General features: G+C 72.7%; 7 protein-coding genes. 1 reads left to right on the forward strand and 6 read right to left on the reverse strand.

Translation table 11 applies throughout. The features are described from left to right. The 4 genes from GTW67_RS07350 to lepA form a co-directional block, all read right to left on the reverse strand. The coding region (locus tag GTW67_RS07350) for a coproporphyrinogen-III oxidase family protein (RefSeq protein WP_161163992.1) at positions 1-887 on the reverse strand (887 nt) is incomplete at its 3' end. 43 nt (positions 888-930) lie between these two features. After that, positions 931-3012, reverse strand: a complete 2082-nt coding sequence (locus tag GTW67_RS07355) for a SpoIIE family protein phosphatase (protein ID WP_161163993.1) — start codon at positions 3010-3012, stop codon at positions 931-933. Positions 3013-3255: 243 nt separating this feature from the next. Further along, complete coding sequence (locus GTW67_RS07360; protein ID WP_161163994.1) at positions 3256-5133, reverse strand: AMP-binding protein; 1878 nt, start codon at positions 5131-5133, stop codon at positions 3256-3258. A 285-nt stretch (positions 5134-5418) separates the two neighbouring features. Beyond that, entirely contained in the window at positions 5419-7287 is a 1869-nt protein-coding gene (lepA, locus tag GTW67_RS07365) for a translation elongation factor 4 (RefSeq protein WP_161163995.1), read from the reverse strand. Positions 7288-7538: 251 nt separating this feature from the next. Between lepA and rpsT the strand changes: the two genes are divergently transcribed. Beyond that, the gene (rpsT, locus tag GTW67_RS07370; protein ID WP_161163996.1) at positions 7539-7805 is read left to right on the forward strand and encodes a 30S ribosomal protein S20; all 267 of its coding nucleotides are present in this window, start codon (positions 7539-7541) and stop codon (positions 7803-7805) included. A gap of 223 nt (positions 7806-8028) precedes the next feature. Here rpsT and holA read toward each other — a convergent pair whose 3' ends face one another. Together holA and GTW67_RS07380 are read right to left on the reverse strand one after the other, a co-directional pair. Beyond that, a complete protein-coding gene (gene holA, locus GTW67_RS07375; protein WP_202436928.1) occupies positions 8029-9018 on the reverse strand; it encodes a DNA polymerase III subunit delta in 990 nt (329 codons plus the stop codon). Between the two features lie 406 nt (positions 9019-9424). Further along, positions 9425-9616, reverse strand: coding sequence for a hypothetical protein (locus tag GTW67_RS07380; protein ID WP_161163998.1), 192 nt, complete (start codon positions 9614-9616; stop codon positions 9425-9427). Positions 9617-9622: the final 6 nt, after the last annotated feature.

Here is a 9622-nt window from a genome sequence, read left to right on the forward strand (position 1 = left end):
TCGGCCCCCCGCCAGTACAGCTCGTTGTGCAGGCACCGCCCCGCCTCGGAGGTCGCCCAGTTCGACACCTCGTACCAGTCGAAGCCCGCCGCGGACAGCGTCTCCTCGGCGATCAGGTACCGGTCGGCGTGCACGTCGTCGTCGGTCATCGGGACCTCGCCGCGCCGGATGCGCCGGGCGAGCTGCGTGCCCTCCTCCACGATCAGCGCGTACGCCGAGACGTGGTCGGGGCCGGCGCCGAGGGCCGCGTCCAGCGAGGCCCGCCAGTCGTCGTCGGACTCCCCCGGCGTGCCGTAGATCAGGTCGAGGTTGACGTGGTCGAAGCCGGCCGCGCGGGCCTCCGCGACGCACGCCTCGGGGCGGCCGGGTGTGTGGGTCCGGTCCAGCACCTTGAGCACGTGCTGCCGGGCGCTCTGCATGCCGAAGGAGATCCGGTTGAAGCCGCCCGCGCGCAGGGTGGCGAGATACGCCGGGTCGACGGACTCCGGGTTCGCCTCGGTCGTCACCTCCGCGTCCGCCGAGAGGCCGAACTCGTCGCGGATCGCGCCCAGCATCCGCACCAGGTCACCGGCGGCCAGCAGCGTGGGCGTGCCGCCGCCGACGAAGACCGTGCGCACCTCGCGGGGGTCGTCGCCGAGCACCTTGCGGGCGAGGCGGACCTCGTCGACGAGGGTGTCGGCGTAGTTGTCGCGGGAGGCGAGGACGCCGCCGGTGCCGCGCAGCTCGGTCGCGGTGTACGTGTTGAAGTCGCAGTACCCGCAGCGGGTCGCGCAGTACGGGACGTGCAGGTAGAAGCCGAGGGGGCGGTCGGCGGCCCCGGCGAGCGCGGACGCGGGCAGGGCGCCGTCGGCGGGGACGGGCTCGCCGTCGGGGAGTGCGGAGGGCATGCGTTCCATTGTCCCGTACGGCGGCCGTTACCCGGTCACCCGCTCACTCGGCCTGGAGCACCAGCAGCGCGAGGTCGTCCTCCGGGGGCCGGGGCCCGAACTCGTGCACCAGCCGCCGGATGCGCTCGGCGACCAGCCCGGCGTCCAGCCCCGCGCACCCGGCGAGCGCCGCCGCGAGCCCGTCGCCGTCGTCGAACTGGCGGGAGCCGCTGCGCCGCTCGGTGACGCCGTCCGTGACGCACAGCAGGGTCTCGCCGGACCGCAGCTCGAAGGTCTCGCTGGTGTACGTCGCGTCCTCCAGGACGCCGAGGAGGGTCCCCGGTTCGGCGACCGCGCGGACGGTGCCGCCGGGCGAGAGCAGCAGCGGCAGCGGGTGTCCGGCGGAGGCGAGGGTGCAGCGGACGACGCCGTCGCGGACGGGCACGAGTTCGCCGTAGAGCAGGGACAGGAAGCGGGTCTGCGGTCCGTCGCCCGGGGCAACCGGACGCCCGCCGGCGGCGACCAGGGCGCGGGCGGCGGCGTCCGCGGCCTCGGTGGCGTCGTCGAGGAGCAGCTGGTTGAGGCGGTCGAGGACGTCGGGGACGCCGTACCCCTCGCGGGCCAGCAGCCGCAGCCAGGGCCGGGCGAGCCCGATGACGACGGCGGCCTCGGGGCCCTTGCCCTGGACGTCGCCGACGGTGAAGCACCAGCGGCCGTCGCCGGCCGGGAAGAGGTCGTAGAAGTCGCCGCTGGGGCCGCCCTTGTCGCACGGTTCGTAGACGAGGGCGCTGCGCACGCCCGGGATCTCGGCGACGGCGCCCGGCAGCAGGCCGCGCTGGAGGACGGCGCTGATGGTGGCCTGCCGGGCGTACTGGCGGGCGGCGCCGATGGCGAGCGCGACCCGGCGGCCGAGGTCCTCGACCAGGCCGCTGATCTCGTCGGGGAAGCGGGGCGTGCCGGCTCGCCCGATGACCAGGGTGCCCAGCGGCCGGCCGCCGGCGACGAGGCGGTAGGCGAGCGCGGCGCCGTGCGCGGCGTGCGGGCCGAGGGCGTCGCCCGGCCAGGGGTGGTCGACGGGGCCGGAACGCCAGGGGTCGCGGGCGCGCGGCGGGTCCTTCTCCAGGGCGAGCCACAGGTCGTCGACGCGGCTCTCGCTGCTGTGCCAGACGCGGGCCAGCCGCGCGCCGACGGCCGCCCCGGTGTCGTCGCCCCAGGCTCCCCGGCCCAGGGACTCGTCGTCGAGCCACACCGCGCACCAGTCGGCGAGGCGGGGCACGATCAGCTGTCCGGTGAGGGAGGCGACCAGGTCCTCGTCCAGCTGTCCGGCCAGCAGGTCGGAGGCCTCGGCGAGGAAGGACAGGGCGCCGCGGCCCAGCCAGTCCCGGTCGCGGACGCCGCGCCCCGCGGGTCCGGCCGCGCCGTCGCCCCAGTCCGGCCACTGCGGACGGTCCGGCCCGTCCACGCCGTCCGAGCCGTCCGAGCCGTCCACCCCGTACGCCCCGTCCGCCCCTTCCGTCCCGCACTCGGTGACCGCCGGGCCGCCGGGGCCGTCGGGGCCGTCCGGGGGCTCGGTGGCGGTGGCGGAGCCGGGGCGTCGCAGGCCCCGCTCGCCGGCGCAGGCCTCGATCCGTTCGCCGGTCTCGCCGCCCGCCGCGGGCAGGCGGGCCCACACGGTCTTGGTGCCGGGCCGGTAGGTGATGCCCCAGGCCGCCGAGAGCGTGGCGACGAGCCGCAGGCCGCGGCCGTACTCGGGGGTCTCGTGCGGTGTCTCCTGGTCGCCGCCCCGCGGGGCCCGGGAGGGGTGGTGGTCGGTGACCTCGACGACGAGCGTGCCGGTCTCCTCCAGCCGGCAGACCACGTCGACGTCGGTCCCGGCGTGCACGACGGCGTTGGTGACCAGCTCGCTGACGACCACCAGCGCGTCGGCGGTGAGGTGGCCGGTCAGCTGCTCGGCGCCGGGCAGGCCGAGCGCGGCCCAGTCGGCGAGCGCGGCCCGCACCATCGTGCGGGCGGCGCCCGGCGCGAGGGAGCTGCCGAGCAGGGTCACGTGCGCCCGCGCGCACTCCTGGGCGGACACCTCGCCGGCGGGCGCGGACGCACCGCCGGCACAGGAGACGGTCTCCCGTTGCGTCGGAATGGCCCCCATGGACGGCTCCCCGGGCAGTTCGTGCGAATACTTCGCAGTCGTTGCCGACAGAGTGACAGACCGGCCCCGTCCGGACGCGCGGAGTTACGGAAGTGGGCCGCCATGGGTGAGAACCGTGCTAGGCGAACGTTCGAACACGACCGCGGGACGGACATGTCCGAGCGTGCGGCCGTACGCACGGGGTCGCGCGCGGGCGTACGCGCACGGCGCCGCGCGTGCCGTACGCACGGCGCCGGACGGGCGCTACGCCTCGCGCGAGCCCTCGTACATCTCCTCGATGAGGTGCTTGTACTCGCGCTCCACCACCGGCCGCTTCAGCTTCAGGCTCGGGGTGATCTCGCCGTGCTCCACGTCGAGGTCGCGGGGCAGCAGGCGGAACTTCTTGATGGTCTGCCAGCGCTGGAGGCCCTGGTTGAGCTGCTTGACGTAGCCGTCGACCATCTCGACCGTCTCCGGTGCCGCGACGACGTCCGCGTACGGCTTGCCCTCCAGGCCGTTCTCCTTCGCCCACTCCGTGATCGCGGCCTCGTCGAGGGCGATGAGCGCCGTGCAGAAGTTCCGGTCGGCGCCGTGGACGAGGATGTTGGAGACGTACGGGCAGACCGCCTTGAACTGTCCCTCGACCTCGGCGGGCGCGATGTACTTGCCGCCCGACGTCTTGATCAGGTCCTTCTTGCGGTCGGTGATGCGCAGGTAGCCGTCGGGCGAGAGCTCGCCGATGTCGCCGGTGTGGAACCAGCCGTCGGACTCCAGGACCTCGGCGGTCTTGTCGGGCAGCTTGTGGTAGCCCTCCATGATGCCGGGGCCGCGCAGCAGGATCTCGCCGTCGTCGGCGATGCGGACCTCGGTGCCGGGCAGCGGCTTGCCGACCGTGCCGGTGCGGTAGGCCTCGCCGGGGTTCACGAAGGAGGCCGCGGAGGACTCGGTGAGGCCGTAGCCCTCCAGGATGTGGATGCCGGCGCCGGCGAAGAAGTAGCCGATCTCGGGCGCGAGGGCGGCCGAGCCGGAGATACAGGCCCGCAGCCGGCCGCCGAAGGCCTCGCGGATCTTGGCGTAGACGAGTTTGTCGGCGACGGCGTGCCGGGTGCGCAGGCCGGCGGGGGCGCTCGCGGTGCCGGTGCGCTTGAAGTTGTCCTGGGTGACCTTGGCGTACTCGCGGGCGACCTCGGCGGCCCACTGGAAGATCTTGTACTTGGCCCCGCCGCCCGCGCGGGCCTTGGCGGCGACGCCGTTGTAGACCTTCTCGAAGATGCGCGGGACGGCCGCCATGTAGGTCGGCTGGACGACCGGCAGATTCTCGATGATCTTGTCGACGCGGCCGTCGACGGCGGTGACGTGACCGGCCTCGATCTGGCCGGAGGTGAGCACCTTGCCGAAGACGTGCGCGAGCGGCAGCCACAGGTACTGCACGTCGTCCTGGGTGACCAGGCCGGTCGCGGAGATCGCCTTCGCCATGTACGCCCAGTTGTCGTGCGGGAGGCGCACGCCCTTGGGCCGGCCGGTGGTGCCGGAGGTGTAGATGAGGGTGGCGAGCTGGTCCTTGGTGAGCGCGCCGACCCGCTTCCTGACCAGCTCCGGGTCCGTCTCCAGCCGGGCCGCGCCCCGGCGCTCCAGCTCGTCGAGGGTGAGGACCCAGTCCTCGGTGGTGTCGGCGCCGGCCGCGTCGATCACCACCACGTGGGTGAGGTCGGGCAGCTCGGCCCGCTTCTCCTTGGCCTTGGCGAGCTGGGCGGCGTCCTCCGCGATCAGCACCCGGCTCTCGGAGTCGGACAGGATGTACGCCGACTCGTCCGCGTTGGTCTGCGGGTAGACGGTGGTCGTCGCGGCGCCGGCGCACATGATGCCGAGGTCGGCGAGGATCCACTCCAGCCGGGTGGAGGAGGCCAGGGCCACGCGCTGCTCGGGCTGCACGCCGAGCTCGATCAGTCCGGCGGCGATCGCGTAGACCCGCTCGGCGGCCTGCGCCCAGGTGAGCGACTTCCAGTCGTCCGGGCCCTCGCCGGAGGCCGGTGGGACCGGGTAGCGGTACGCCTCGGCGTCCGGCGTGGCCGCCACACGCTCCAGGAAGAGTCCCGCCACGGAGGGCGGACGGTTCTCGATCAGTGTCTGTGTGTCGCTCACGACATCCTCCGGGCCCGCGACGGTGCGGCTGGCTCAGGTGCGGCTGGTTTCACTCTCGGGCGGTGTTCGGCGTGCTGCTCGCGCGACCGTTCCCGGTCGTTGTTTAACTCGCGAGTAACTATGGGGCAGGCATCAGAGTAAAGGGCGACCGGCCCCCGCGTAAGACTCCGCGCCCTGTCACTTCACACAAAGGCCCGCCCGTGACATGCGAAGGGGCCCGCCGCACTTTCGTACGGCGAGCCCGTTCGCGTCCGTTTTGCCCGGGGTGCCCGGGAAGGACCGCGGCTACTTCTTGGCCTTGCCCGAACCCGCGCTGTCGTCGCTGGAGAGGACGGCGATGAAGGCCTCCTGCGGAACCTCCACGGAACCCACCATCTTCATCCGCTTCTTGCCTTCCTTCTGCTTCTCCAGCAGCTTCCGCTTACGGGAGATGTCACCGCCGTAGCACTTGGCGAGGACGTCCTTGCGGATGGCGCGGATGGTCTCGCGGGCGATGACCCGGGAGCCGATGGCGGCCTGGATGGGCACCTCGAAGGCCTGCCGCGGGATCAGCTCGCGCAGCTTGGCGACGAGCCGCACGCCGTACGCGTACGCCGCGTCCTTGTGCGTGATCGCCGAGAAGGCGTCGACCTTGTCGCCGTGCAGCAGGATGTCGACCTTGACCAGGCTGGAGGTCTGCTCGCCGGTGGGCTCGTAGTCCAGGGACGCGTAGCCGCGGGTCTTCGACTTCAGCTGGTCGAAGAAGTCGAAGACGATCTCCGCGAGGGGGAGGGTGTAGCGGATCTCGACGCGGTCCTCGGAGAGGTAGTCCATGCCGAGCAGGGTGCCGCGCCGGGTCTGGCACAGCTCCATGATCGAGCCGATGAACTCGGTCGGCGCGAGGATCGTGGCCCGCACGACCGGCTCGTACACCTCGTTGATCTTGCCCTCGGGGAACTCGCTCGGGTTGGTGACGGTGTGCTCGACGCCGTCCTCCATGACCACCCGGTAGACCACGTTCGGCGCGGTGGCGATGAGGTCGAGGCCGAACTCGCGCTCCAGCCGCTCGCGGATCACGTCGAGGTGCAGCAGGCCGAGGAAGCCGACGCGGAAGCCGAAGCCGAGGGCCGCGGAGGTCTCCGGCTCGTAGACCAGGGCGGCGTCGTTGAGCTGGAGCTTGTCCAGCGCCTCGCGCAGCTCGGGGTAGTCGGAGCCGTCCAGCGGATACAGGCCGGAGAAGACCATCGGCCGCGGGTCCTTGTACCCGCCGAGGGCCTCGGTGGCGCCCTTGTGCTGGCTGGTGACGGTGTCGCCGACCTTGGACTGGCGGACGTCCTTCACGCCGGTGATCAGGTACCCCACCTCGCCGACGCCGAGACCGTCGGCGGAGAGCATCTCGGGCGAGTTGGTGCCGATCTCCAGCAGCTCGTGCGTCGCGCCGGTCGACATCATCTTGATGCGCTCGCGCTTGTTGAGCTGGCCGTCGATGACACGGACGTACGTCACGACACCGCGGTACGAGTCGTAGACCGAGTCGAAGATCATCGCGCGGGCGGGGGCGTCCTTGACGCCGACCGGGGCGGGGATCTCGGCGACGACCTTGTCAAGGAGCGCGTCGACGCCGAGGCCGGTCTTCGCGGAGACCTTGAGCACGTCGTCGGGGTCGCAGCCGACCAGGTTGGCGAGCTCCTCGGCGAACTTCTCGGGCTGCGCGGCCGGCAGGTCGATCTTGTTCAGCACGGGGATGATCGTGAGGTCGTTCTCCATCGCCAGGTACAGGTTGGCGAGGGTCTGCGCCTCGATGCCCTGGGCGGCGTCGACGAGGAGGATCGTGCCCTCGCACGCGGCCAGCGACCGCGAGACCTCGTAGGTGAAGTCGACGTGCCCGGGGGTGTCGATCATGTTGAGGATGTGCGTGTCGCTCTTGTCGTGGGTGGGGGCCCACGGGAGACGCACCGCCTGGGACTTGATCGTGATGCCGCGCTCGCGCTCGATGTCCATGCGGTCGAGGTACTGGGCGCGCATCTGCCGCTGCTCGACCACACCGGTCAGCTGGAGCATCCGGTCGGCGAGCGTGGACTTGCCGTGGTCGATGTGCGCGATGATGCAGAAATTGCGGATCAGAGCCGGGTCGGTACGGCTCGGCTCGGGCACATGGCTAGGGATCGCGGGCACGCAGGGTCCTGATTCTTGAGGCGTCCGCAGTGTCTGCGGTCTCGGGTCGGATCGTTACGCAGCCTCCATGGTCCCACGGGCGGGGACCATGGAGGGGTTTGGGAGGGGTTGCGGACGGGTTTGGGCCGACCAGCGGGCCGCTGGTAGTGTGGGGGGCTGTGTCTCATGCCCTCTCAGCGCGAGGCACACCTCAAGAAATCATCGGCCCGGGACCCGTGCGGCCCCGTGCCTGAACCTGAAAAGGCTCATTCGTGGCGAACATCAAGTCCCAGATCAAGCGGAACAAGACCAACGAGAAGGCCCGGCTGCGCAACAAGTCGGTCAAGTCCTCTCTGAAGACCGCGATCCGCAAGGCCCGTGAGGCCGCCGCCGCGGGCGACGTCGAGAAGGCCACCGCGTTCCAGCGCGTCGCTTCGCGCGAGCTCGACAAGGCCGTCTCCAAGGGCGTCATCCACAAGAACCAGGCCGCCAACAAGAAGTCGGCGCTGGCGCAGAAGGTCGGCGCCCTCCAGGGCTGAACCTCACATCTGGTCTGATCGCCGGACGGACCCAGGGCGGGCCCTCTCTCATCCGCCCCCGGCCGGCACCCCGGACCCGTGCGCGGCCTGCGTTCGCCACGCGGGCATGGGTCCCCGAGCTTGATCCGAAGGCCCCGGCGCCCGTCCTCCCCAGGACGGGCACCGGGGCCTTCGGTATGTCCTGGGTTGGTGTGTCCTGGGCCCTAGGAGGCCGAGGGGGTGGTTACGCCCGTCCCCGTGAGCGCGCCGCGCGGGCGATGGTCACCACGGCCTTCTCCAGTGCGTACTCCGGGTCGTCGCTGCCGCCCTTGACTCCGGCGTCCGCCTCGGCCACCGCGCGCAGGGCCACGGAGACGCCGTCCGGTGTCCAGCCGCGCATCTGCTGCCGGACGCGGTCGATCTTCCACGGCGGCATCCCCAGCTCGCGGGCGAGGTCGGCGGGGCGTCCGCCGCGCGCGGAGGACAGCTTGCCGATGGCCCGTACGCCCTGGGCGAGGGCGCTGGTGATCAGCACCGGCGCCACCCCGGTCGCCAGCGACCAGCGCAGCGCCTCCAGGGCCTCCGCCGCGCGTCCCTCGACCGCCCGGTCGGCGACCGTGAAGCTGGAGGCCTCGGCACGTCCCGTGTAGTACCGGCCGACGACCGCCTCGTCGATGGTCCCCTCGACGTCCGCCGCCAGCTGCGACACCGCCGACGCCAGCTCCCGCAGGTCGCTGCCGATGGCGTCGACCAGCGCCTGGCACGCCTCCGGGGTCGCCGAACGCCCCGTGGTGCGGAACTCCGCGCGCACGAAGGCCAGCCGGTCCGCGGGCTTGGTCATCTTCGGGCACGCCACCTCCCGCGCCCCCGCCTTGCGCGCGGCGTCCAGCAGGCCCTTGCCCTTGGCGCCGCCCGCGTGCAGCAGGACGAGGGTGATCTCCTCGGCGGGTGCGCCGAGGTAGCCCTTGACGTCCTTGACCGTGTCGGCGGAGAGGTCCTGCGCGTTGCGGACGACCACGACCTTGCGCTCGGCGAAGAGCGAGGGGCTGGTGAGCTCGGCGAGCGTGCCGGGCTGCAACTGGTCGGGGGTCAGGTCCCGTACGTCCGTGTCGGCGTCGGCGGCCTTCGCGGCGGCCACCACCTCCTGCACGGCACGGTCGAGCAGCAGGTCCTCCTGGCCCACGGCAAGGGTCACCGGGGCGAGAGGGTCGTCGTTCGCAGTCTTCCTGGCCATCGCGACAAGCATCGCACGCACCACCGACAACGGGCTCCGCCCTCGCGACGCCCCCGGCTACGGGATCCGCCCCGCAACGCCCCGCACCGCCCCCGGCCACGGGCCCCGCCCCAGCCACGGCCCGTACTCCCGATAACAGGCCCCGCGACGCCCACGCAGCACCGACCACAGGCCCCGCCCCGGCAACGGGCCCCGCCCGCGCGACCGCCCGTGCCCCTGATAACAGGCCCCGCCCCGCGACACCCACGCACCACCGGCCACGGGCCCGTCCCCGCGACGCCCCGCACCGCCCCCGGGGCTACGGGCTCTGCCCCAGCGACGGCGCGTGCCTCGGCAACGGGCTCCGCCCCTCGACGCGCCGCTCCGCCCCCGGCAACGGGGCCCCGCCCCGCGCTCCCGGCGGCCGCTACGGCTCCTCGCGCCAGCCGTCCCACTCGCGCGCGAACTCGTCGAGCGCACCGGCGTCCAGCCGTTCGCCCTCGTCCCGCAGGACGACCAGCCACTGGGCGTCCTCGGCGTCGTCCTCGCCGGCCAGGGCGTCCCGGACGAGCTGCGGCTCCTCGGCCAGCCCGAACCTCTCCCCGAGCTCCTGGGCCACCTCTTA

It is taken from the genome of Streptomyces sp. SID5910 (genome assembly GCF_009862125.1).
Classification (GTDB): domain Bacteria; phylum Actinomycetota; class Actinomycetes; order Streptomycetales; family Streptomycetaceae; genus Streptomyces.

Coding starts and splice junctions, on each gene's coding strand:
- GTW67_RS07355 (WP_161163993.1), bottom strand. CDS start 3,012: ATGGGGGCCATTCCGACGCAACGGGAGACCGTCTCCTGTGCCGGCGGT.
- holA (WP_202436928.1), bottom strand. CDS start 9,018: ATGGCCAGGAAGACTGCGAACGACGACCCTCTCGCCCCGGTGACCCTT.